The 24,149-nt window shown below is 58.2% G+C and carries 14 protein-coding genes and 1 riboswitch; of the genes, 9 read left to right on the top strand and 5 right to left on the bottom strand.

The features are described 5' to 3' along the window. Positions 1-124 precede the first annotated feature (124 nt). Both G536_RS0120795 and G536_RS31030 read right to left on the bottom strand, forming a co-directional pair. Positions 125-2,602, bottom strand: a complete 2,478-nt coding sequence (locus G536_RS0120795) for a DUF5686 and carboxypeptidase-like regulatory domain-containing protein (RefSeq protein WP_051167062.1) — start codon at positions 2,600-2,602, stop codon at positions 125-127. A gap of 214 nt (positions 2,603-2,816) precedes the next feature. Further along, positions 2,817-4,523 carry a PA14 domain-containing protein gene (locus G536_RS31030; RefSeq protein WP_084708748.1) on the bottom strand — a complete coding sequence of 569 codons (1,707 nt, stop codon included), beginning with the start codon at positions 4,521-4,523 and terminating at the stop codon, positions 2,817-2,819. Between the two features lie 413 nt (positions 4,524-4,936). After that, positions 4,937-5,047: riboswitch (SAM riboswitch) on the top strand. Positions 5,048-5,117: 70 nt separating this feature from the next. Between G536_RS31030 and metH the strand changes: the two genes are divergently transcribed. The 9 genes from metH to G536_RS0120745 all read left to right on the top strand — a co-directional run bounded on the left by metH (position 5,118) and on the right by G536_RS0120745 (position 15,942). Beyond that, positions 5,118-8,831 carry a methionine synthase gene (gene metH / locus G536_RS0120785; RefSeq protein WP_026880436.1) on the top strand — a complete coding sequence of 1,238 codons (3,714 nt, stop codon included), beginning with the start codon at positions 5,118-5,120 and terminating at the stop codon, positions 8,829-8,831. A gap of 91 nt (positions 8,832-8,922) precedes the next feature. Beyond that, positions 8,923-9,879, top strand: coding sequence for a methylenetetrahydrofolate reductase [NAD(P)H] (metF, locus tag G536_RS0120780; RefSeq protein WP_022825532.1), 957 nt, complete (start codon positions 8,923-8,925; stop codon positions 9,877-9,879). 149 nt (positions 9,880-10,028) lie between these two features. Then, the gene (locus G536_RS31025; RefSeq protein ID WP_071837793.1) at positions 10,029-10,508 is read left to right on the top strand and encodes a tetratricopeptide repeat protein; all 480 of its coding nucleotides are present in this window, start codon (positions 10,029-10,031) and stop codon (positions 10,506-10,508) included. A gap of 247 nt (positions 10,509-10,755) precedes the next feature. Beyond that, on the top strand, positions 10,756-11,340 hold the full coding sequence (locus G536_RS31020) for an energy transducer TonB (RefSeq protein WP_022825530.1): 585 nt from the start codon (positions 10,756-10,758) through the stop codon (positions 11,338-11,340). A 74-nt stretch (positions 11,341-11,414) separates the two neighbouring features. Continuing rightward, a complete protein-coding gene (locus G536_RS31015) occupies positions 11,415-11,954 on the top strand; it encodes a hypothetical protein (RefSeq protein ID WP_022825529.1) in 540 nt (179 codons plus the stop codon). 78 nt (positions 11,955-12,032) lie between these two features. Further along, positions 12,033-13,562 carry an N-acetylmuramoyl-L-alanine amidase gene (locus G536_RS29175; RefSeq protein WP_022825528.1) on the top strand — a complete coding sequence of 510 codons (1,530 nt, stop codon included), beginning with the start codon at positions 12,033-12,035 and terminating at the stop codon, positions 13,560-13,562. 284 nt (positions 13,563-13,846) lie between these two features. Further along, a complete protein-coding gene (locus G536_RS0120755; protein WP_022825527.1) occupies positions 13,847-15,250 on the top strand; it encodes an L-lactate MFS transporter in 1,404 nt (467 codons plus the stop codon). Between the two features lie 35 nt (positions 15,251-15,285). Further along, positions 15,286-15,429 (top strand): MFS transporter small subunit, encoded by a 144-nt coding sequence (locus G536_RS32525; protein ID WP_022825526.1) that lies wholly within the window; start codon positions 15,286-15,288, stop codon positions 15,427-15,429. A 99-nt stretch (positions 15,430-15,528) separates the two neighbouring features. Beyond that, complete coding sequence (locus G536_RS0120745; protein ID WP_022825525.1) at positions 15,529-15,942, top strand: putative signal transducing protein; 414 nt, start codon at positions 15,529-15,531, stop codon at positions 15,940-15,942. Between the two features lie 110 nt (positions 15,943-16,052). On the opposite strand, the gene G536_RS29170 is transcribed toward G536_RS0120745, so the two are convergent. From G536_RS29170 to G536_RS0120730, 3 genes are all read right to left on the bottom strand, one after another. Further along, a complete protein-coding gene (locus tag G536_RS29170; RefSeq protein WP_084708746.1) occupies positions 16,053-19,826 on the bottom strand; it encodes a LamG-like jellyroll fold domain-containing protein in 3,774 nt (1,257 codons plus the stop codon). A 222-nt stretch (positions 19,827-20,048) separates the two neighbouring features. After that, on the bottom strand, positions 20,049-21,128 hold the full coding sequence (locus G536_RS0120735; protein WP_022825523.1) for an acyltransferase family protein: 1,080 nt from the start codon (positions 21,126-21,128) through the stop codon (positions 20,049-20,051). Between the two features lie 247 nt (positions 21,129-21,375). Then, positions 21,376-23,727, bottom strand: coding sequence for a PQQ-dependent sugar dehydrogenase (locus G536_RS0120730; protein ID WP_084708745.1), 2,352 nt, complete (start codon positions 23,725-23,727; stop codon positions 21,376-21,378). Positions 23,728-24,149 lie beyond the last annotated feature (422 nt).

Raw genomic sequence — 24,149 nt, 5'->3', positions numbered from 1 at the left:
TCAGGAACGAGCCGGAAAGCTACCGGGTAGTTGCAACAAGTAAACCAAGTAGGCCGTGGAAATGTGCCTGGATAGGTGAACTTCTGGGGCCAGCCGAGCACTCACAAGTTGGCAGTTTACGAAATCAAAGTTTAAATTGAAAACTAAATTTCACGCCGAAGTTGCTGGCTCCTGGCGAGTTGCGATACGTGAGCCGGTGCAGAAAATCGACCCGTACTATCCGGAAGATATTTTCCACGCCATAGCCAACCTCAGCGTAAGGTCGCCGGCCCAAGGGCTGAAAGCGGGGCAGCGGCTCCCCACTCTCGGGGTCCAACTCCGGAATAATAGCGTCGTTGGCTTGCGCAACGCTGCCGTAGAGCACATTGCCAGTGGCTACTAAGCGCCAGTTCAGCTTCTTCAGGGCCGGTACCGAGTTCAGCAGAAAGCCTTCGAAATGATGGTCGAAGCGCAAGCCCACGTACCGGTCACTCACAAACTCGAAGTAGCGCATCAAATTATACGCCCCGCCGTTGTAGAACGGCGACTGGTTACCGAGGTGAGCCTTGAGCACCGGATAGGGCACCGTACTCGGGATGTAGCCGGCATCTAGCGTATAGTCGGTGCGGCCGAACTGGCCTAGGCGCACGCTCTGCGTAATCAGCAGGTTGAACTTGTGGTACTGAAAGTCGCCGCCCAGAAACTTGTTGAGGCCCAGCGTGTAGCGCACCGTAAACACAGGCAGCCGCTTCAGGCCGATAGCCGAGCGGTAGTTCTGGTTTTGGCTTTGCACCAGCACCTCATCGGGCGCGTAGCGCGACTCTAGCACCACTTCCGATACGCTGAAATTATCGTCGGTGGGGGCGCCGGGTTGGGGCTGGTCGGTGTAGTAGGCAAAGTCGTAGAGCGGCCGGAACTGCTGCTGCCGCACGGTTACGCGCTGGGTGAAGCCCCGGAAGAAGTCGGTTTGGAATGATACCGACGTTAAATCCCGCATAAGAGGCCGGCCGCTGGTAATGTTGCCAATGCGGGCCGAGGCCTCGAACAGCGGGTTTTCCAGCGCGTAGTCGTTGTCGAGCAGGGCCACTTGGTCGATGTCGTGGCGGTGCTCGACGCCGATGGTGGTCCAAGTACGGCGGTCCAGGATGCGGGTGCCGCGCAGGCCATACTTGAAGCGGCCATCACGCAGCCCATAGGCCAGGTATACCCGCGCCGTCCAGTTGCGGCTGATTTCGGGGGTGGTTCGGAAGCCAATGCGCGGCCGCAACCCTTCAATGTTGTTGTAGCCCAACGTCGCCAGTACCGGCCCCACATCAATCTTGCCCACCCGGTAATAGCCATTCACCAGCACGTCAGCCACCTCGAGCAACGAGCGCACGGAAGGCAGCTGCCGCACCGAATCGAGTACCGCGAGGGTGGTTTGCTCCTGCACCGACAGCGAATCGGGGCGGTTTTTATCGAAATAGTCCGCGTCGCCCTTGAAGGCATCGGCGGCCGTTTCCATGGGCACGTCGTAGAACTCCAGCGGGTGATACTTGCCGGGCTCGAAGTTGGAGTTGACGGTAGTGAAGCGGGCTACTACACCGGTACTTTTGGCGCTCGGCCGCACGCTCACCATCACGCGGGTGCGCAGCGGCAGCCACGGCCCGGCGGCAGTCGGCGTTAGTTCCTGCCACACCTTAATCTTGTCCACGAAGTTAAGGTTGGCTTCGGGGCTAACGGCTAGGTCGAGGCGGCGCAGGGCGTACCCGTCCTTGGTAATCCAGATGGTGCCAGTGAAGGCCAGATCCTGCGGGCGGCGCGGCGTAACGGCCAGTTGGTAGCAGAAATCCTTGCCGATGTACACCGAATCCTGCAACTCATACTCGTAGGTGAACTTCCAGCCGTCGGCAATAGGCGAAATGAAGTCTTTGCCCAACAGCTGTTGCCAGTTCGGGTAGAAGTCCCAATCCTGAAACGAGGAGCCCATAATCTGCGACACCACCGAGCCCTCACGGGGGGCCATACCGCGCATTTGGTTGCGCTTGATTTCCTCCCGGCGGCGCAAGGGCCGATGGTGCGCGTAGTACCTCGACAGCATTTCGGAGGCGAAAATGGGCACCACGGGCTTGCCATCGGCTCCGCGTTCTAGGCCCAGGCTGTCAGCCACGGCCGTCATCTGGCGCAGTACTTTGCGGTTGCTTACCTGCGCGGGTAAGTTGTTGAGGCTGATTTCGGTACGGTTGTAACTATCGAACTCGAAGGAATCGAGGCGCTGCTTGTCGTTGCGGGGCTTGTTCTGCTGCACCCGGCGCATAATGGCGTAGGCCGGGTTTTCGGTGGGGCGCACCACCACTTCGCTCAGCGCTACGCCGCCAGCACCCAGCGCAAAGTTGAGAGTCTGCTGCGGGGGCTGGCGGTTCAGAGCTTTTTTGATGGGCTTGAACCCCATAGCCGACGCCACAATGGAGTCGGCGGGGGCAGTGCTGAGGGTGTAGCGGCCGGCATCGTCGGCGGTGGTACCGGCCGTGGTGCCCGGCACAAAGATGGACGCAAACGGCACAGGCTTGCCACTAGCCGCCGCCGTGACCTGGCCCTTTACCAGCAGTTGTTGCGCCTGACTCAGCTGCGTAGCAACCAGCAATAAGATAGGTAACAGTAGATATCTGAGCGGAAATTGCAAGAGTTCAGAAATGGATAAGCACGTAAAAATCAGAGGAAAGCAGAGCGCGAAGCCGTAAGATACAGCATACGAGCGGGCCCCGGCAACAGGTTGAGCCGATAAGCCTAATTTAATCCGGAGAGTTCAAGAAGCTCTCGGAAGGTTGCCAACGGCCCGGCAGATTGCCTCCTTTGTTCTACTGCACCACCACTTCCACCCGGCGGTTGCGGGCCCGTTGTTGCAAGTCGCGGTTGTCGGCCACGGGCCGGGTGCCGCCGTAGCCGCGCGCTACCAGCCGCACCGAGTCGATACCCTGCTGTACCAGGTATTGCCGCACCACGCGGGCCCGTTGCTCGGAGAGGCGCAGGTTCAGAGCGGCGTCGCCGATGTTGTCGGTGTGGCCGGCTATTTCCAGGCGCAGAGTGGGCTGCTGGCGGAGCGTCTGGGCCAGGGAGTTCAGCACGGGGCGTGAGGTGGGCAGCAAACTAGCAGTGCTCTGGGTGAAATATAGGTTGGGCAGCGTGACAGCCGCCCCACGGGCCAGCGCCCGGAAATCCGGCAGAGCAGGTGCCGTGTCGGGGGCGGTGGGTGGTGCTGGGGTGGGGCGCCGGGTGGCTGGGGCTACGGGGCGCACTGTGGCTGGTCGGGGAGTGACGGGCCGGGCTGCCGCTGGCTGGGTACGAACGGTGGCTACTGGTGGCGCCACTACCACGGCAGGGGGCGGCGTAGGCAAGTCAGGGCGCAAATAGCGCTGGGGTACTACCACTGGGTTGCGGTTGGTGGCGCCGGGAATCGTCCAGGAAAACACGGCGCGGGAAGGGCCTTCAATCTGGCGGTAGGTGATGCTCACTTTGTACCAGCGGCCGGCCGTTAGGCGCTGCGCGAAGTCGAGCGGTACGGGCGTCACGTTGAAGAATTCTTTATCGAACTCGGCTACGCTCAGCACATTGTCGCTGGCAAAGGTCACGTCGTGGGCATCGTCAAACTCGGTGTGGAACACATACACCCCGCTTTCTGGAGCCTGCACGTAGCCCGTCCACCGCACGCTGAAGCCTTGCGCAGGTACTTGCGGTACGGGTGGCTTCTGCTGCCACGTTACCTGCACCACGGGCTCAATGCGGGTCAGCACTCCCGCGCCTTTATCAAGTCCTGCGAAGTAGGTGGCCCGCAAGCCTATGCCGGGTTCGGTGGTTGCTACGGCCGAGGCGGCTACGGCTTCCTTCACGTTATCGGGCAACTTGATGCGCATCGGCACCGGTTTGGGAGGAGCAGTTCCCGGCACAATGCCTATCGAGGCGGCAGCCTGCTTCGGAGCTGCTGCGGGCTTGGCAGCGACGGGTAGCGGCTTGGCTGTAGCTGGCAAGCTGGTGTAGAGGTACGACGTAGGAATGGGTGCTAGTTCGTCGCTGGTTTCAGGCATCTGCCACGTCAGCAGGGCTTTGGTGTCCCGGCTAGCCTGATAATACTCCACCCGGATGGGGTAGTAGCGCCCCGCCGTCAGGACTATATGTGCCGTGGACTGACTGACCTGTTGGTCCTGCCAGGAATTCAAGATGCGCTGACCGCCCACCCACACCCGCATACCATCGTCGGTGGTAATCTGAAATTTGTAAGCGCCCGTCACCGGGGCGTAGATGTGGCCCGACCAGCGCACCGAGAAATACTCGCCCGGCACACCTGGCCCCGGCGACACAAAGTGGTTGCCATCCGGCCCAATAGTCCAGTTGAAATCAATGGTCGGGTCGGTGCGGGTCAGCACCAGCTTCTTGAGGTATACATCTTCATAATACTGCGCCCGCAAGCCCGTGCCGAGCGTAACGGGCTTCTGCTGCGCTCCAGCTAGGTGGGTGAGCAGCAGCAAGCACATGAGGCAGAAAGTTCTATAAGTAGCAGGCGTTTTCATAGGAGTAGGCAAGAATCATTCACGTTGCTTGCTGCAAGATCAAAGCGAATAAGCACTACACAAACTTTATTCAACGAGCAGGCGGCTATGCTTCAACGAACTATTCTGCGCCGGCTATATAAGTGAAACTCACTTAGGCTGTGTGGACAGCAGCCTAACCAAGCGCGTCATGCAGAGCGCAGCGAAGCATCTCGCGTGCTGATACTAGGTTAGTAATCCTACGTCAGCACGCGAGATGCTTCGCTGCGCTCTGCATGACGGCCCTTCGTTATAATCTGCTGTAGTTTATTTACTCTCCACATAGCCTAATGCTTACCATGCAGTCAAGCAGCAAGGCGGGAATCTGTACTGACTATATGGTAGCATTCAAGGATGGAATTGAAATTCGGAGTTTCCTGCTGTATCTTCGCTGTTACTTATCCAGAAAGACCGAGGGATTGGGCCCTACGACGTCTTGGCAACCTGAGTAAAACAGGTGCCAACTCCCATTTCGCCGCTAATGCAGCCGCGAAAGAAGATAAGTACGGAACCTGCGCCCGCAGTTTTCTCTTTCTGGATGAGCTAGTTCAACGCCCGCATTCCGAAGGAGAAACCATGAAAACGCACCGCCCCGACTCGCCCCTCTACGATATTCTGGACCGCCGCCTGCTCATCCTGGATGGCGCCATGGGCACCATGATTCAGCGGCACCCGCTGACCGAGGAAGACTTCCGGGGCACCCGTTTCGCCGACCACTCGCACCCCTTGCGCGGCAACAACGACCTACTCAGCCTCACCCGTCCCGACATCATCAAGGGCATCCACGCCGAGTACTTCGCCGCCGGGGCCGACATGGTGGAAACCAACACGTTCAGCGGCACCACCATTGCCCAGGCCGACTACGCCCTGGAGCACGTGGTGTATGAGCTGAACTACGAGTCGGCGCGCCTGGCCAAGGAAGCTGCTGACGAGTTTACCACCCAGAATCCGGCCAAGCCGCGCTTCGTAGCCGGTGCCATTGGGCCTACCAACCGCACGGCTTCCCTCTCACCCGACGTGAACCGGCCCGGCTTTCGCGCCGTGACCTTCGATGAACTCGCCACTGCCTACCACGAGCAGGTGCGCGGCCTGATTGACGGCGGCTCCGACGCGCTGCTCATCGAAACCATCTTCGACACGCTCAACGCCAAAGCCGCGCTGTACGCAGTGCAGAAGTTCTTCGACGAAGGCGGCCGGGTGGTGCCCGTTATGATTTCGGGTACTATTACCGATGCTTCGGGCCGTACGCTTTCGGGGCAGACGGTGGAGGCCTTCTGGAACTCCATCCGCCACCTGCCGCTGCTGAGCGTGGGCCTGAACTGCGCCCTCGGGGCCGACCAGCTCAAGGTATACGTGAAGGAGCTGAGCCGCATTGCCGACGTGCACATTTCGGCCTATCCCAACGCCGGTTTGCCCAACGCTTTCGGTGGCTACGACGAGTCGGCGCAGGAATTTGCCGCGCTGGTGGAAGGCTACCTCTCCGACCGCCTCGTGACGGTGGTAGGCGGCTGTTGCGGCACCACGCCCCAGCACATTGCCGAGCTGAGTCGGCTGGCCGAGAAATATGAGCCGCGCCCGTTGCCAGCAGTACCCCAGGCCACTCGCTTGAGCGGTTTGGAGCCGTTCGGAATTACTGGGGAAAGCCTATTCGTGAACGTAGGCGAGCGGTGCAACGTAACCGGCAGCCGCGCCTTCGCCCGCCTCATCCGCACTGGTGCCTACGAGCAAGCCCTGCAAGTGGCCCGCGACCAGGTGGAAGGTGGCGCCCAGGTGATTGACGTGAACATGGACGAAGGCATGCTCGACTCGGAGCAGGCCATGACTACGTTCCTCAACCTCATTGCTTCGGAACCCGACATTTCGCGGGTGCCGATTATGATTGACTCCTCGAAGTGGAGCGTGCTCGAAGCCGGCCTGAAATGCGTGCAAGGCAAGAGCATCGTCAACTCGATTTCCCTCAAGGAAGGCGAGGAAGTGTTCAAGCAGCGCGCCCGCACCGTGCGCCAGTACGGTGCGGCCATGGTGGTCATGGCCTTCGACGAAAACGGCCAGGCCGACAGCTACGAGAAGCGCATCGAAATCTGCCAGCGCAGCTACGACATTCTGGTGAATGAAGTCGGTTTCCCGGCCGAGGACATCATCTTCGACCCCAACATCCTAACCGTGGGCACCGGCATGGAAGAACACCGCAACTATGCGCTGGACTTCATCGAGGCCGTCCGCTGGATCAAGCAGAACCTGCCCGGCGCCCTCACCAGCGGCGGCGTCAGCAACATCAGCTTCTCGTACCGCGGCAATGACGTGGTGCGCGAGGCCATGCACTCGTCGTTCCTCTATCACGCCATCCGGGCCGGCCTGGATATGGGCATCGTGAACCCCAGCCAACTGGCCGTGTACGACGAGGTGCCCAAGGACTTGCTGGAACTGGTGGAAGACGTGCTGCTCAACCGCCGCCCCGATGCCACCGAGCGCCTCGTGGACTTTGCCGACACGGTGAAGCAGAAAGACAAGGTGGAAGTGGTGGCTGATGCCTGGCGCAGCCTCCCGGTGAAGGAGCGCCTGCAACACGCTCTGATAAAAGGCCTCACTGAGTTTATCGACCAGGATACCGAGGAGGTTCGGCAGCAAGTGGGCCGGCCGCTGGAGGTGATTGAAGGCCCGCTGATGGCCGGCATGAACGTGGTGGGTGACCTGTTTGGCGCGGGCAAGATGTTCCTGCCTCAAGTGGTGAAGTCGGCGCGGGTGATGAAGAAAGCCGTGGCCTACCTGGAGCCTTACCTGCTGGCTGACAAGCAGAGCGGCGACCGGCAAACCGCTGGCAAAATCCTGCTGGCCACCGTGAAAGGCGACGTGCACGACATCGGCAAGAACATCGTGGGCGTGGTGCTGGCCTGCAACAACTTCGACATTGTGGACCTGGGTGTGATGGTGCCGCTGGAGCGTATTCTCGACGAAGCCGCCAAGCAGCAGGTGGACGTCATCGGGCTAAGCGGCCTGATTACGCCGAGTCTGGACGAAATGGTGTACGTGGCGCAGGAAATGGAGAAGCGCGGCCTCAAAACGCCGCTGCTTATCGGCGGGGCTACCACCTCGCGCCTGCACGCCGCCGTGAAGATTGCGCCCAACTACAGCGGCCCCATCGTGCACGTCAACGACGCTTCCCGCTCGGTAGGGGTGGCCGCCGCCCTGCTCGGCTCGGCCGATGTGGAATACGCCCGCACGGTGCGCGAGGAATACCGCCAGCTCCGCGAGGACTACGCCGGCCGCCAACGCGACAAAAACTATCTAACCATTGAAGCCGCCCGCGAGAATGGGTTCAAGGCCAACTGGGAAACCACGCCCATCGTGAAGCCAACCTTCCTGGGTACCAAGGCGCTGGAAGACTACGACTTGGCCGAGCTGGCTGCCTACATCGACTGGACGCCGTTCTTCCAGACCTGGGAGCTGAAAGGCCGCTACCCGCGCATTCTCACCGACGAAAACGTGGGCGAAGCCGCCACCCAGCTCTTCAACGACGCGCAAGCCATGCTCAAGCGCATCATCGACGAGAAGCTGCTCACGGCTCGTGCTGTCATCGGCTTCTGGCCCGCCAACACCGTCGGCTACGACACCGTGCAGGTGTTCAAAGACGACACCCGCCAAGAAGTAGCCACTGAATTCTTCACGCTACGCCAGCAGAGCGAAAAGGCGGCCGGCGTGCCTAACCTCGCCTTCTCCGATTTCGTGGCGCCGCTGGAAACCGGCCGCCAGGACTACATCGGGGGCTTTGCCGTAACGGCCGGTATTGGTATCGAGAAGCACCTGGAAAAGTTTGAGGCTGAGCATGATGACTACTCCAGCATCATGATGAAGGCCTTGGCTGACCGCCTTGCCGAAGCCTTTGCCGAGCGCCTGCACCAACGGGTACGGGAGGAGTTCTGGGGCTACGACCCAGCCGAAAACCTGTCCAACGAAGACCTCATTCAGGAGAAATACAAAGGCGTACGGCCCGCACCCGGCTACCCCGGCTGCCCCGACCACACCGAGAAAATCACCCTGTTCGAATTGCTCGACGCCGAAAACCAAACCGGCATCCGCCTCACCGAAAACTTGGCCATGTACCCAGCCTCGTCGGTGAGTGGCCTGTACTACGCCCACCCCGATTCGCGCTACTTCGGGCTCGGCCGCATCGGCCAGGACCAGGTAGCTGACATGGCCGAGCGCAAGCACATGCCGCTGCCGGAGCTGGAGCGCTGGCTGATGCCCAACCTAAATTACGAGCCTAGCAGCGTGCCCGTCACGGCGTTATAAGGCTCAAGTTTCAGCGGTTTGCCAACGCAATTTGTTATAGCTGTATCCCTTTCAATTTCAACGACTCGCCAATTAACAGTTGGCGCCACTGATGAAAGTAACCGAACATATAGAGCACGCCAAGGGGAAAACCTTGTTTTCCTTCGAGGTGCTGCCACCCCGCAAGGGGGAGAATATCCAGAACCTGTTCAGCAATATCGAGCCGCTGATGGAGTTCAAGCCGCCGTTTATCGACGTGACCTACCACCGCGAGGAGTACGTGTACCGCCAGCATCCCAACGGGTTCCTGGAAAAGAAAACGGTGCGCAAGCGGCCCGGCACGGTAGGTATTTGCGCGGCCATCAAAAACCGCTTCGATGTGGACACCGTGCCCCACTTGATTTGCGGTGGCTTCTCGAAAGAGGAAACCGAAAACGCCCTCATCGACCTGCACTTCCTGGGCATCGACTCGGTGCTGGCGTTGCGCGGCGACCCTATTAAGTCAGAGGGTACGTTCAAGCCGCACGAGGACGGCCACGCTTTTGCCTCTGACTTGATTGGGCAGGTGAAGTCCTTGAACAAGGGCGAATACCTCGATGAGAAGCAGGATGACACCTGGGCTACCAACTTCTGCATTGGCACGGCCGGCTACCCCGAAAAGCACTTCGAAGCGCCCAACTACGGCGCCGATATTCGTTACCTCAAACACAAAGTGGACCGCGGCGCCGACTACATCGTAACCCAGATGTTTTTCGACAACGAGCACTTCTTCAAGTTCGAGAAAAGCTGCCGCGATGCGGGCATCACCGTGCCCATCATTCCGGGCCTCAAGCCACTGACCACCAAAAGCCAGCTCACCATGCTGCCGCGCACGTTCTTCCTGGACCTGCCCGAGCCGCTGGTGGAAGCCATCAGCCAGTGCCGCGACAACGAAGCCGCCCGGCAAGTGGGCATTGAGTGGTGCATCAACCAGAGCAAGGAGTTGATGGCCCACGGCGTGCCTAGCCTGCATTATTATAGTATGGGCAAGTCCGAATCTATCCGGCGGGTAGCATCAGAGCTGTTTTAGGGCAGTACCCCTAGGAAGGTTGAGCAGCATCCGGATTCTGGTAAGATCTTTATTGAGCAGGCGGAAATCGAAAGAAACCGCCGCGCTTCCGTAAAAGGTCTGCCAGAGTCCGGATGCTGTTGTTTTACAAGCACTTCATTTACCTGCATATGACCACCCTCGATGAGCTGTTCGTGCGCCTGCGCGAAGCCACCACACCCACCGAAATAGAAACGCTGCAAAACGGTATTTGGCAAATCTGGCTGACCACTGATGATTTGCTGCTAGATAAGCACTTGGAAGCTGGTATGCGCGCCCTGGCCGCCGGCAACTACACCCAGGCCATTGCCGATTTCACTACCTTGATTGAGCTGCGCCCCACCTACGCTGAAGGCTGGAACAAGCGGGCCACGGCCTATTACCTGCGCGGTGAGTACCGCGCCTCCCTTGATGATGTGCGCGAAACCTTGCGCCGCGAGCCGCGCCATTTTGGCGCGCTGGCCGGCTGGGCCAACATGCTCCGTGCCATTGCCGACGACCGGGGTACGCTGCGCGTGTTGCTCCGGCTGGAAGCCTTGTGTCCGCATTGGCCGGGTTTACAGGGGCAGTTGCGCGAGGTGCGCGACCAATTGGGCGAGTTAGACGACTAACAGGCTGAGATTTATATTTTTACTTTAATAGCTTATTTGTATATTTCCGAAGATTAGTCGTTGATTTGGCTGCTTAAAAATGCGCTGATTTGTTTATTTGTGTCATTTTAGGGCTAAAAAGATGCTGTAAGGCAGGATTTTTCAGATCAAGACTAATTATGGAAGAATTGTATTTAATTAATAAAAAATTCTCTTTGTAACGTTGTCCGTTTCCCCCCACGGTTGCTGAGAAGAGGCCCCACCTTCTATGAAACACTTATATACAATACTGGTGCTTGGCGCCATGCTGGGGCTGAGTCCGGCGGCGCAAGCGCAAAAGCAACGCACCACCGACACCGAAAGCGGGATGATGGAGAAAGGCAAGAAAGTAGGTGTTTGGGAATACTTCAGCCACACCCGCGACGGCCGGCAGGTACTTGTGCAGCGCTACGACCACACCACCAACAAGCTGGTGTATTACCGGCCCATCGAAGATGTGCCTTACAATGTGGAGGTGACGCCCGGCCAATGGACCCGCACCAATGTGCAGCAGCCTCCGCTCTATATCGGCGGCGAGGCGCTACTAGCCGGGTATATGGGCAAGATGAACTACCCGGAGGCCGCCCAGAACCGCAACATTCAGGGTAAGGTGCTGATTACGTTCATGATTGATACACTGGGTCAGGCTTCCAAGCACAAAGTGCTCAACAGCATTGGGGGCGGCTGCGACGAAGAAGCGATGAGAGTCTGCCAGGGTATCCCGGCGCAATGGGTGCCCGCCCGGCTGGGTAGCCGGGCCGTACCGGTGATGTACGAGCTGCCGTTCACGTTCCGGTTGCAGAAACCAAACTAAGCTCACCAGCTACGCTTAAAGCGAGGCGGGTTTCCTAGTACCCTCAACTTGCAGGGGTTGCGTACATTGGGGGCATGAAACCGACTTTTGTTTTCCGCTCCTTGGTTGTCACTTCGCTAACAGCCTTTCTACTAACTTCTTGCGACTCTACGCCGCGTGAGCGGCAGGAAATTGTGCGCGAAGAAGCCCGCAAGCTCGATACTGCTGCCAGCCGGGCGGCTGCCAAGCTACGCGTAGCTGGTCGCCGCGCCGCCCGCTTCGATTCGGTTTCGCGGGCCCGTACCCGCCAGCCGCTTGATGAAGCTGCTACCGCCACTTTCACTAGCCAACTGCTCGGCACCTATGCCGACGTGGAAAAGCTAACGCCGACCACCATCGAGCCAGCCTTTGTGCAGTTTATGCAGCAAGTGCGGGCCAAACGTCGCGCGTGGACCCAGCGCGACTGGGACTACGCCACTGCCATCAGCCGCCGCCTCAACGCGCAGTTCCGTGCCCTGCGCCTGGACATTAAAGGCCGCGACGAGCTACACATCCGAGCCCTGCAAACCGAATTCACGACCCTGGAAACCAGCCGCGACGTGAAGGACCTCGGCCAGGCTATGAAAAAGCAGTAGTACCAGCAATACACGTTTGGTTGTCAGCCCCGCCTTCGTGCGGGGCTTTTGCGTTAAGAAGGCAAATTTGCTGATGCTATGCTGAAACGGTTGCAGAACTTAGTACTGGTGGGGCTGACAAGTACTATCCTGAGTTTGCTGGCGCTGGATGCCCATGCCCAAACCACGCCGCTCATTTCCGCCGTGGAAACCGTGCCCACCGCTGATCAGTGGCTAAGCCCCGGCGACCGGCTGCAAGTACGGATGGTGGGGCAGCCCAACTCCCGGGTTACGTTTCTGAATGGACAACCCTTAACTGAACTGGCCCCTGCCCAGGCTAAGGGGCAGGAGGGCGTGTACCAAGGCACCTACGTAGTGCAGCCCGGCGACACGCTCAACAACCGGCCCGTTGAGGTGCAGCTGCTCTCCGCTGATAGTGTATTGTCGGTGGGCTTTACCCAAAACAAAGTGCGCTTTCTGAACCCTAACCAGCCCGAGTTGGCTCGCACACGCACTGCGCTGGCCTACCTCAACTACGGGCTAGGCGAAGACCGGCTGGGTGGGGCCAAGCTCGGCTACCTCGACTCGTTGGTGGTGCTGCACCTCACGGGCCGGGTAGGGGATAAGTACCGAGTGCAGTTGGCAGCCGGGCAAGTGGCCTGGGTGCCGCAGGAAGTAATTCGGATGCTGCCGCCCGGGGGCTTCGTGCCTACCTCGCTCACTGGCTCCTGGAGCGTATCCGGCGACTCGCTTTACGACTATGTGCGCGTGCCCCTGACCGAGCGGCTGCCGTACTGCTCCCAGTTATTACAGAATCCGGCGCGGCTGGTGGTAGACGTTTTCGGGGCCACATCCAACACCAATTGGATAACTCAGCGCACCGGACTGCAAGAGCTGGGCGCCGTGTACTACGAGCAGCCCCAGCCTGACATATTCCGGCTGGTGCTGCCGCTGCGTCACCGCCAAAGCTGGGGGTACCACATACGCTACCAAGGCAATACGCTGATAGTGCAAGTGGCACGGCCACCGGCCAAGCTACGGCTGCGGGGCCTGTTGGTAGCCGTGGATGCCGGGCACGGCGGTACCAACGTGGGAGCCGCCGGGGCCAGCGGCGCCCGCGAAAAAGACTTGACCCTAGCCATTGCCCAAAAGCTGCAACAGGAACTGAAGAAAGCTGGGGCCCGCGTAGTGATGACCCGGGAAACCGATGCCACCCTAGAAATTAGTGAGCGGGTAAATCTGCTGCGGCAGCGTCGGCCGGCGCTGTTGGTGAGTATCCACGTCAATTCGGCGGGTAATACCGCAGTGCAGGGTACCAGTGCCTTTTACCGGTACGTGGCGTTTCGGCCCCTGGCGGAGGCGCTGTATCAGCAGATGCAGGGCACCGGCCTGGCTGGCTGGGGCCTAGTGGGCAGCTTCAACTTCGGCCTGAATGGGCCCACGGAATTCCCGAATGCCTTGGTGGAAACGGCCTTTGTGTCCAACCTCCAAGACGAGCAGCGCCTCACCAGCCCGGCTGCACAGCAGCAAATGGCCCAGGCCATGACCCGGGGCATCAGGGATTTCCTGAAAGCCACCCGTGCCAAAGGGCCGCGGGGCTGGCTACTGAAACAGCCGGCGCAAGACTAGGCTGGTTGCGGCTGTGCTGTTGGAAACCCTTCTGCTATCTACACGCCCTAGCGATGATAAGGCCAGAACAGGAAAAGGAATGTACCTACAGCCTTTATTCTGGAAGTAACGTTTATGGGGTAGTAGCTGCTGGCTTTCAAGCTATAGCATGTTAGCAAAAAATAGTTGTCGCCGGTTCTTGAAAGCATTGGACAGGCTTCTACCTTACTGGCAGCCAATTAGTACGGTTCAGGCAACGTAATTGGCTGCTTCGCTCTTTTTCCTACCCAATTCCCCGTTTACGCATGGCAAACAACTCCTTTCTCGACCGCAGCCGCACCGTTGCTGGTCCGGGCTACAACCGCTGGCTGGTACCGCCCGCGGCGCTGGCCATTCACTTGGCCATTGGCCAGGCCTACGCATTCAGCGTGTTCAACAAACCCCTAGGCGCCCTCATCAGCGGCGACGTAAACAACCCGGCCCCCGAAGACTGGACGCCCACCCAAATCGGCATCACCTTCTCCATTGCCATTGTGCTGCTGGGGTTGTCGGCGGCTATTTTTGGGAAGTGGCTGGAACGGGTGGGACCGCGCAAGGCCATGTTAGCCGCGTCGTTGTGTTTCGGGGGCGGCTTCCTGATTGGCTCACTCGGGATTCACCTGCATAACATATACCTGCTGTATTTCGGCTACGGTTTCGTGGGGGGTATTGGGCTGGGTATCGGGTACATTTCGCCGGTGAGTACGCTCATCAAGTGGTTTCCTGACCGCAAAGGCGTGGCTACCGGCATGGCCATCATGGGCTTTGGCGGTGGCGCCATGATTGGCTCGCCGCTGGCCAACAACCTGATGGGTCAATTCAAGGATTCGGCCCCGCTGGGCGTAGCGCCTACCTTCATTGTGATGGGCATTATTTATCTGCTATTCATGCAATTTGGCGTGTGGACCATCCGGGTGCCAGCCGATGATTGGAAACCAGCCGGCTACGTGCCTAGCACCGTGCAGAACGATATGATAACCACCGCCAACGTATCGGCCGACAACGCCATCAAAACGCCGCAGTTTTGGCTGTTGTGGGTGGTGCTACTTACCAACGTGACGGCCGGTATCGGGGTACTTGAAACTGCCTCGCCGCTGATTCAGGAAACCTTCTCGGATGGGGCCATGGGCGCGGGCCGCGGCGTAACGGCGGCGGCGGCGGCGGGTTTTGTGGGGCTGCTGAGCCTGTTCAACTTGCTAGGCCGCTTTTTCTGGTCGTCGGCTTCCGACAAGTTGGGCCGCAAGGTGACGTATGCTATTTATTTCGGGCTGGGCATTCTGCTGTACGCCCTGATTCCTACGCTCGGCCAAAGCCTGCAACTAACCTTGTTTGTGGTAGTGGCCTGCGTGATTATCAGCATGTACGGCGGCGGTTTTGCTACCGTGCCCGCTTACCTGTCTGACATGTTTGGCAAGTACCAGGTGGGCGCTATTCATGGCCGCCTGCTTACGGCTTGGAGCACAGCTGGCGTGCTGGGTCCGCTGATTGTGCACACCCTGCACGAGCACGCCAAAGAGCAAGGCCTCACCGGGGCGGCAGCCTACCAGAACGTGTTCTACACCATGGCCGGCGTGCTGGTACTGGGGCTGCTGGCCAACCTGGCCGTGCGACCGGTGAAAGAGCAGTACTACGAAAAAGGCCTCGTAACCGTCGAAGCTGGTGGCCATTAGGCGCTGGCTATTACCTCCAAATCTGCACCTTATATATGAGTACTAAACCCACTTCCGCAACTCCCGCCCCCGAGCCCACTACCGGCGGCTCCACCGTTCTGGCTTGGCTATACGTTGGTATTCCGCTGGCCTGGGGTGTTTCTCAAACTTTCATCAAGGCGTTGGCTTTGTTCAAATAGCATCCATAGCTGGACAAACACAGGTTTTTAATTTGCTGCTACTTGAAAGAAGCACCTATTTAGGTGCTTCTTTTGTTTGGTTGGAAACCAAGCCGCCCCATGTCCCACGAATCTGCCGACGAAGCCATTGTGCAACTGGCTTCCTTTGCCAACTCCATTTCGGCGCATCTGGCCAAAAACCAGGTGGAAGCCGCGGGTATTCCCTGCTTTCTGAGCAACGAGAACCGACCCTACGGCCCAATTTCCGGCGGGGTGCGCCTGCACGTACGGCAACAGGATTTAGCGGCGGCACATGAGGTGCTGCACGCCAGCCAGATATCCATGCAGGCCCTACCCACCGACGAAGAAGCTGCTGCCACAGCGCGCTGCCCCCGCTGCCACCACACTGATATCGTCTGCCGCCAGCTGCCCCAGCCTAACGACACGCTCCTTACCAAACTCCGCCTCTGGCTGCTAGCCCCCGAAAAGCCTCAGTGCCACTGCTTTCACTGCGGCCTTGATTTCGAGGGATAGAGTAACGCACAAATGACTTATAGCGAAAAAGCCACAGGGACTAAATAGAACGGCCGCTGCACCATTGGTGCAGCGGCCGTTTCCGGTTTCAAAGTCAACAAACAGACTTATTACTTAACAATTAGCAGGCGGGTGGTTTTGGTGACGCCGGCTGCACGTAGCTGGCACGAATACACGCCGCTAGGCAGAGCATGGCTGTCGAGTGTGAACTGGTAGCGCTGCTTGGCCTGCACTGGTCCTTCGTAGAGCGTGGCTACCACGCGGCCCAGGGTGTTGTAGACCAGTACTTTAGTCGGGCCCGTTTTCTCGGCTTCAAAGGTTAGCGTAGCTTGTTCGGTGGCGGGATTCGGGTACACCTGCAACTCTTTTGCGTCGCTGGAAGCAACCGAACTGCCGGCTGCCTGGCGCGCAGCGGGCTGACAGCTAGCATCTCCGGTTACCAGTACCGTCACGGTTTGGGTGCTTACGTTGCCGGAATTGTCCACGCAGCGCAGGGTTACTTGGTTGGGGCCTATGTTGGCGCAGGTGAAGCTGCGGGGGCTGATGGTCATGGACGCAATGCCGCAGTTGTCGGTGCTGCCGTAGTCTACGTCATTGGCCTCAATCGTGCGGGCACCATTCACCAAGCTTACCGCAAAGCCGCTGGCCAGAATAGTAGGGGCCGTGTTGTCGAGCACCAGCACCGTCACGGTTTGGGTGGCTACGTTGCCGGCGTTGTCGGTTACGGTTAGCGTTACCTGGTTCGGGCCGATGTTGGCGCAGGTGAAAAGGGTTTTGTCGAGGGTCATGGAGGCCACGCCACTGCATGCATCGGTGCTGCCATAGTCCACGTCGGCGGCTTCAATCGTGCGGGTGCCGTTGGCTTCCAGGCCCACCATGAACCCGGCGGCCAGAACAGTTGGCGGCGTAGTATCGGTGGTGTTGGCCGTAACGGTGAATTGCTGCGTGGCCGTCACCTGATTAGCGTCGGTAACGGTTACCGAGTAGGAGCCGGCGGCTAGGTTGCTGAGGTCTTCGGTGCTGGCCGTGAAGCTGTTCGGGCCAGTCCAGGCGTAGCGGTAGGGGGCGGTGCCGCCTTGCACCGCCAGGTTGATAGCGCCAGAGATGCCACAAGCTGTATTGGTTACGTCGGCCGTGAGCTGGAGCCGCGGGCTGGTGTTCATCAGGGCGGTTATTTCGTCTGGAGTCAGGGCGTAGTTGTACACCCGTAGCTCATCGAGGGCACCGCGGTACGGAGCCGGGGCGTTGGTGGAAGTCAGGAATTCCAGCTCCCCAATGTTGCCTACTATCAGGTCACTGGCTTCGCCGATGCCCAGGGCTTTGGTACCCATTTCCTTGGTCATCACCCCGTTCAGGTACACCTGAATTTTCTTGGTAGTCACGTTGCGCAGGGCTACTACATGCACCCATTGGCCGGTGAAGAAGGGCGTGCCGCCAATTTGCAGCTCGTCTTTGGTCTTGTCATCGTCAATAGCAAAGCGGAACTGCTTGTTCTTGAACTCAATGTTGAAGCGCTTGCCCGTAGCCCCTGTGGTGGGGTTGCGGGTGATAGAGCCTTTGCAAAGCAGGTAGGCGCTGGTGTTGTTGTCTTGCGGCAGCAGCGCGGCCCCGGCTTTCATCCAGAAAGACAGCGAGAAAGAGCTTTGGTCGAGGTAGAGCTGGTCCTGGTGCGGAATGCTCACCACGTAGCGGTTTTGGTCGGCGGTGGCGAAGTCGAGGGCGTTGTTGAGCTTGCCCACCACCCGAATGCTCTGGTCGTCGTCGTCGAGGCCCAGCACCCCGTGGTTGGCGTACGTTGATTGGTCGATAATCTGGGTGCCGTCGGCTACGGTTTCATCGAAGCCCCAGTAGCCCACTAGCTGTGGCGGAATGTTGCCTGCCGTTCGGAACGACCACACCGGGCCGTCGGAAGTACCGCGGTTGTTGAGGGCAACCACGCGCCAGTAATACGTAGTGGTGTCGGTTAGGCCGGTTATCTGGTACGAAGGCGCGGCGGAATACGGTACATCGGCCCGTTTGGTGAGCGTGGTGGGCGAAGTGCCAAAATACACGCCGTACGTGGTGGTGTTGGCGCTGCCCGTCCACTTTAGGGTTAGGGCACCGGCCGTCAACTCGGCGTATTGCAGGCCGTCGGTAGGCGTGGGCGTGGCTACCACCGCCGGAGCCGAGGGCAGGGCTGGCGTCTTGACGGAAACTGGCTGGCTGAACGACGATTCCTCGGTGCCCGTTACGGCCTTGAGGCGGTAGTAGTACGTGGTATTGGGTTGCAGGCCGGCGTTGTCGGTGTAGGTGGTGGCGTTGGCAACCGGCTGGGCAATAGCGCTGTACGCCACGCCATCGGCGGAGCGCTCCAACACGAAATACGTTTCGTTGGTGGAATTATCAGTCCAGTTCAGTACCACGGTGCTGGCCGGCGTGGGTAGCTCCACGGTGGTAGCCGACAGCAACACGCTGGAAGGCGGCTTCACGAAGGCTGGCGGCGGGGTCTTCATCAACGAGTTAATATACACCTCGATGTTCAGGTAGGCTGGGGCGGTGGTGCTATAGGCTACGGCATCGGCGCGGCTGTTTTTATTGAGGCCGTGGGCGTCTTCCCAAGCGTCGGGGATACCGTCCTGGTCGGTATCGGTGGGAGCAGGGGCGCCGAATACGTTGCCGAGGCCACCGTTGGTGAACGGCAAATCCGACTCGTTGAATACGTAATAACCCTGCGTACCACGCGAAACAACCTCGTCAATCATCAACCCGTCCACCTGGTCGCGGCGCGGGTAAGCGGCTCCCACACTATCGATTACGTGTTGGTAAGCTTGCAGGGCGGTGCGAACTGGCGCGGCGTTGGGGTAGGCAAATGGCTGGCTGCGGAAGCCGGGCCCCACAATGCCAGGGTAGCCCACGGTGTCGTAGGGGACCAGGGTGCCATCGAGCACGCCGTTGCGGTTGTTGTCAAAGTAGTTGCCGCTGCCGAACAGGTTGAACGTGCCGGTGCCGCGCGAAAACGGGGTGGTTTTGTCGGGTGGCGTGAGCGGGCCACCCACGAAATAGTTGTTGATGATGTTCACTTCCGACACGCCTGCCGAGCCGCCCATGATATAGGCGTCGCCCGACCAGCCGTAGTTCATTTGGTCGCCCAGGCGGTTGCCGTTGCCCCAGTCGTACACCACGTTGTTCACAAACTCGTTCACGCCCTTCACCTTAGGGTTGCGCGTTTTGTTGCTGATGTACAGGTTGCCCACCAAGCTTACCTTGCCCCCATCGGGCGTCTGAATCAGGCCGCCCGCCGAGTGGTTGGCGCGGTGCAGCCCCTGCCCGATAATGGAGTTTTGTACCGTTATGTTGTCGGGCGCGGTGCCTTTGCCGTCCCAGTTGATGGAAAACACCTCATCCATACCCCAGGAAACCGACATGTGGTCGATGATGATGTTCGAGCCATTAGATAAGCCTGAGGCGTCGTTGCCTTGGTTGCCGGTGGCACCTAGCCGCACCCGCAGGTAGCGGCAGATGGTGTTGTTGGAGCCCGTGAACGTGATGCGCTTGTTGAAGAACACCACCCCGTCGCCGGGGGCAGTTTGGCCGGCTATGGTGATGTTGGGTGCTACCTGCACGTTGCTTTGCAGCGTTATGATGCCGCCCACCGCAAACGTCACGAACCGGCCGGGCTGGCTTACCGCGTCGCGGAACGAGCCGGGGCCGGCGTCGTTGAGGTTGGTTACCACGTACACCTGCGGGGCATTGGCTCCGCGGGCCCCGGTGGCAAAGCGGCCGAAGCCTCCGGCCCCCGGAAAGGCCACGGTTTGGGCCTGCGTGTGAGCGGCCGTTAGCAGCCCCAGGCTTACTGCGAGGCCTGCCGCAAGCCGGCGGGCCATACCAGAAGTAAAAGTTCTCATAAAGGAATAGAAGGGTGGAAAGTCGAAGTAATACGTTGAAAGTAACGGCTCACTTACTCTTTACTCTCCTGTAGCGTACTGCTTTGTTCCTGTTAATGAGTTGTTTATAGGCTTAGTGCTAACTTCGTGGATAAGTGAAAACGCACTGTCTGAGCTAACAAGTATGCTTATTGGTTAGCAGTAGATAAGACTCGTTGCTATCAAGCTTCCATCTGGTTTCTGCTAGCGGGCACGCGTCAGGAAACGGTAGGCGGGCTGCTCCACCCACTTATGTACCGCCACGGCCAGCAGCAATGCCATGCAGAAAATGGGGAAGCCATACCATTGATGGCCAGGTGCAATCTGGTGGCGTTCCAGCAAGGTCTCTTCGGCCATGAATAACGGCAGCTGCACCACGTAAAAGCAGTAGCTGATACGGCCAGCGTACACCAGCCACGGATGCGCCAACAGCTTCACTACCTTGGTTTTTTCGGGCTGTACGGCCACAGCCAGCAGCGCTATAATGGCGGGCACCACCAACCAATTGTGCACCACAAACCCTAACAGCTGCGACCCAAAAAACACGATGTACCCCACGGCCGCCGTTACTAGCACCAGTACTTTCCATTCCGCGGGCCGCCAGTTAAATTGAAACACCAATACGCCTGCCGCCACACCACTGATAAACTCCGACACCCGGAACAATGGGTGGCTGTACATCAGCACGTACGAAACGTGTTGAGGCCAGATGGTGTAAGCCGCCCCGCCCAGCGCGCCCACCACTACTACCACGGCCAGCACCATCCATAGTATTGCTTGGCGTTTAATGCGCAGCAGGCTTGGCAGTAGGAAAGGAAATACCAAGTAGAAAAACACTTCCACCGCCACCGACCAAGCTCCATTGCTGTACCACAGCATTGAAATGGAGGGGAAAAGCACCTGCGTCATGGTGAGGTTGGTAATGGCCAGTACGCCCATATCCGGGGGCCAGCTGTGCTGCACCGTGCATACCAGCGCCGTGAGCAGCATGCCTACCAAGTACACCGGATAGATGCGGGCAAAACGCTTGCGCATAAACGCTGCATAAGAACCAGCGCTGGGATAATCAGTCGCCGTACTAGTGCGCAACTGGCTGTAGGTGAGCACAAAACCTGATAGCACGAAGAAGATAGTAACCCCGAAAGCGCCGTGGGAAAACACGTTATAAAGCGGCCCGAACTGCCACAGGAAAGTGAGCGGGGTCCGTAAGTCAACGTGAAACCAGAAAACCAGCAGCGCCGCCACACCGCGCAGGCCGGTTAGGGCAAGCAACTCATTTTTCATAGAAATAGCTGGTCTTGCTGGCCGTATATAGCCGCCGAAGATAGAAAGGAATTTAAGGCTTGGATACAGTTTAATTTATCAAGACAAAGCAGGGCTGCTAGCTTACAGACCTATGCATTAGGTATTAATTTCTAAAGAAGGTCTAGCGCCTTGGGTTCGGCTTCATGTCAGAATTTACTCCCAATCATTCATACAAAAGCGGGCGGCAGGAAAAGCCCTGCCGCCCGCTTTCAACGGTATTGATGCTCTATTTAGTAACGAGTATCCGCTTGTTGCTGATTTTGCCGTTGGATATAAACTGGCAATTATAAACCCCGCTAGGCAGGAGCCGACTGTCAAGTGATACACTGTACATGCGGCCGCCTTCTACAACTGCTTCGTATAGCGTGGCTACCAAAGTGCCTAGTTGGTTGTATAGTTTTACCTGTCCGTTGCCATTGCGAAGAGGCCGGAATACTATGGTTGCCTGCTCGGTTACTGGGTTTGGATAGGCTTCTAACAGCTGGCCGCTGTTCATGGCTGATACTCTCGTACCGGGTTGTAGGCTGCTGGCGGTATTGTTGCAGCTTGCGTCTGCTGTTATCAGTACCGTTACGGTCTGGGTGGCCACATTGCCAGCATTATCAGTTACTGTTAGGGTCACTTGGTTGGGGCCCACATTGGCGCAAGTGAAAGTGCGGGGGCTGATGCTTAAAGAAGCAATGCTGCCACAGTCATCGTAGCTGCCATAATCTATGTCGGCCGCCTCAATGGTGCGCGTGCCATTTATCAACGCAACTGCCAAGCCAGCTGCTCGCACCGTCGGTGCCGTATTGTCAACGACAATTATTGTGACGGTTTGCGAAGCTGAATTACCAGCGTTGTCGGTAACAGTGAGTGTCACATTATTGGGCCCCACGTTGGCGCAGGTGAAGGTGGCCTTGTCCAGTGTCATTGAGGCCAAGCCGCTGCACTCATCGGTACTACCATAGTCTACGTCTCCGGCCTCAATAGTGCGCATACCACTGCTGTTCAGCTCAACTACAAAGCCCGCCGCCAAAACAGTAGGGGGTGTGGTATCGAGGCCGTTTAACAGTACGGTGGCCTGTTGGGTGGCACTGTTCTGCCCGGCATCCGTAACTGTAACAGAATAGGTACCGGCGCTGAGGCTGCTAATATCTTCGGTGCTAGCAGCAAAGTTGTTCGGTCCCGTCCAAGCGTAGCGGTAAGGAGGCGTACCTCCACTTACTGTTAGGTTGATGGCGCCGCCTTGGCCGCAGGAAGCATTGGTGATCTGCGTGGTAAGGTTCAAGGCCACCGACGACGGCACGTAGGTGTACACAGTAATCTTGTCTCGGTCAGCGCCACCGTTGTTCACCACATAAATCTTTGTGCCATCCGGTGACACGGCTACATCTCGCAGCCGTCCATTTAAGGCTTGGTCGGTGCCAAAAAAGCGTTGAGGGGCCCCGTTGACGATGCCCAACCCGTTGGGTGTTAGCTTGAACTGATACAGCTCTTGGTCGGTGGTAGTGCCGTTTTTGAGCGTAACCACTAGCAAGCTGTTAGTCCAAGCTGGAATGCCGGCGCTGCCATAATAGATCCCATCTGAAGGCGCTATCGATTCCCAATCGTTCTGGTTGGCGGTGCTCGGTGGCGGAGTCGTGGCCCAAGCGTACCAGGCAGGTTCCAACCGGTCGAACCGGATGCTAGGATTAGGAACGTAGTTCTGAATGTAAGCTAACTCACCGGGATAGTTGCCGTCGTGGTAGCCACGCACGTTTTTCCAGCCGTAGTTCAAGCCTTTCGTGAGTATGTTGATTTCATCATCGGTCCGGTCGCCGTGCTCTATTTCGTATACTACTCCGTTGGTAGGGTTGAATGCCAGTCCCTGCGGATTTCGGTGCCCCCGAGTGAAGAAGGAGTTACCCGGCAGCGGGTTATCGGCTGGTACACTACCATCGATATTAAACCGGTGGACCTTTCCGTTTTTGGTGGTAGGATCTTGGGCAAAATTGTTGGGATTGGTGGTTTGTGGGTTGTAGCAGTCGGGGCTGTTGGTTTCAGATATTCCGTTGTCGCCGGTAGTGAAGTACAAGTACACATTGCCCTGCTGCCGAACGGCCAGCAAGCGGCCCCCCAAATGGTCGTAGCCAGTAGGTAGGCTGCCAACAAGGGTAGTGCTGGACACCACAGCTTCCTGCGTAGCGTTCCAAGTCAGGCGCACAATTTTGAACTGGGTAGCTGGTGCCGCTACTGTACCTTGGTTGTACGAGTACACATAGTAGATATACGACGTGGCGCTGTTCAAAAAATCGGGATGCAGGGCTAGGCCTAGCGTGCCAGCACCAATGCCTGGCTGAAAGCACAGCTGAGAAGATTCGCTAGGCGCGCCCCCAAAATAGTCGGGTGCCGTGTATACCACCGATTTAATTCCAGTTGTTGGGTTCACCCTGGATACGCGTCCCCCCGACTCAGTAAGCCATAGGTAACCATCGGGGCCATACGTCATTTCCCACGGAGTGGAAAGGGTAGTTGGTAGCTCAGAACGCTGGAAGGACTGGGCGCCACTGGGCAAGCTTAGCCAGAAGAGTAACAGGAAAGTACAGATTGTTTTCATGAGCAGAGATGATAAATAGGGAGCAGAAGAATAAATGTGAATGATGGGCAAAAGTAAATTATTTGTTTGTATAGTTATATATTAATTAATTGGTTTTAACCAACCAATTTGATTGATGGCAGCGCAGAGGGCACACTGTATTTTACAGCACAGCATCAGCTGCAAGATTATTTCCGAAGTACTCCGAAGCACTTGAAGATATCTTCAAACCGTGACCTACCTATGCAGGTAGCAAGCTGAACAGTATTCGTGGCAAAGCAGCCTGCCAGCCCGTACATTTGCTATATGCAGCTTACGTAGCGTACGAATTACCCTGGCACTTGAAAGCAGCTTTGGCTGCTGGCAGAATAGCGCAATACCTTAAATCAGAAGCTCCGCTATTGTCGTATGTAAGCACGCTGTACCGTTCTATCCTACCTCAG

It is taken from the genome of Hymenobacter norwichensis DSM 15439 (assembly GCF_000420705.1).
Classification (GTDB): Bacteria; Bacteroidota; Bacteroidia; order Cytophagales; family Hymenobacteraceae; genus Hymenobacter; species Hymenobacter norwichensis.
This window is presented reverse-complemented; position numbering and strand designations above follow the sequence as displayed.